Source organism: Tropicimonas sediminicola, assembly GCF_900188335.1.
In the GTDB taxonomy this organism is placed as follows: Bacteria; Pseudomonadota; Alphaproteobacteria; order Rhodobacterales; family Rhodobacteraceae; genus Tropicimonas; species Tropicimonas sediminicola.
Map to the genome: position 1 here is coordinate 1 of NZ_FZOY01000032.1, position 1253 is coordinate 1253.

Below are 1253 nucleotides of genomic sequence, written 5' to 3' on the forward strand. Positions count from 1 at the left end.
TCAAATCAAGAAGGGCAAAGGTGGACGACTTTTACGCCGCCCGCAGCAGGGTCATCCCGCCGCTACCGTGGCCGACTTTCTCACCGCCGTTCTCACTCAAACATCCCTGCCAGCGCAGCCGCCGTCCTTTCGCGCGCGTGGGCACCGGCGTCCGTGCTGACGGTCAACCAGCGCCACGTCGCCCCACGTACCTAGGATCGACAAACCCGCAGCCCGCAACTCGCCGACCGCACCAGCAGTTGAAATGCGCCTGATAGCAACCGGACCAACTGGCGCTGCATCTAGCCGACCACAGTCGTCCTCCGTAGCCTTCTGCTACAGTTCGACAGTGATCTTGACCTAGGAGGTGTCGATGCCGAGCTCTTCCGCGATCTGCGCCCGGTGATCCTCCAGCACCTGCCCGAAAGTCCGGCGGGGTGCTGGCTGCTCCTTGGCGCTGCGCCGCTGTGCGTCACGTTCCGCGATCCGAGCAGCAGAAGCATCGTCTCCGCGACGGATGGTCTGCGCTGTCTCGAACGGCACATCGGGCATCGTTTCCCACTCTCCGATCTGGACCTGATCTAGAACGTCTTGCTCGTTCATGTAGGTCACCGGGTTGCGGTAACCTGGCCAGTGGAAGGTGTCGCTGGTTTCGGCGAACTCGTCGAACTGGATGAGCCACCGCCCATCGTCGTCCCGTTGCAGGTCGCGGATCATTGCGATCATGAAGGACCGACCGTGCCGCTCCGTGTCACCTGGTCTCCTGCGGTCATGGGCATTGTGAACCAGAAAGACATTCGTGGCGTTGCGTGCCTTGGACGCCGTGGCGCAGAGCGCAACCTAGAGCAGGGAGCGTTTCATTGGTCCATCTTCCTCCACCTAGCCGACCTGTAGCAGCTTGCCCGAGTTGGCCTTGAGTTTTCAATCCGCCATTCCTGTCGGGATTTCAGGCAGTCATCGCCGTCCACTCCGGTCGGCGTGAGCTATGTTCGGACGGCAGTTGGCTGGCGCCCAATCTACGAACCCGCAGGGCGGGAAAATCCAGGCTCCTTCGAGCGGATGTCGCACATTGAGTGTTGGGAGTGTCGCGTTCGTCGCGTCCGCGCCGAGCAGCCCCTGTTCGAACAGCCGAAGCATCCGGCGACGCATCGCGCGCCCCGGGTTTCGTGGTGTCGCTGATGAGGAGCCGTTCCGGGCGGTCCTGCGCGGATCCGGCCGGGGGGATGCGACCACCGCACATAGGGCAGCCGGTGGTCGCAGGTCGTGTCTCTTTC

The 1253-nt window shown here is 63.0% G+C and carries 1 protein-coding gene; it reads right to left on the reverse strand.

Going from position 1 to position 1253, the window contains the following annotated elements; translation table 11 throughout:
- Nucleotides 1-339: 339 nt before the first annotated feature.
- Nucleotides 340-705, reverse strand: a complete 366-nt coding sequence (locus CHB86_RS24085) for a hypothetical protein (protein ID WP_089235661.1) — start codon at nt 703-705, stop codon at nt 340-342.
- Between the last annotated feature and the right edge of the window lie 548 nt (nt 706-1253).

Coding starts and splice junctions, on each gene's coding strand:
- CHB86_RS24085 (WP_089235661.1), bottom strand. CDS start 705: ATGATCGCAATGATCCGCGACCTGCAACGGGACGACGATGGGCGGTGG.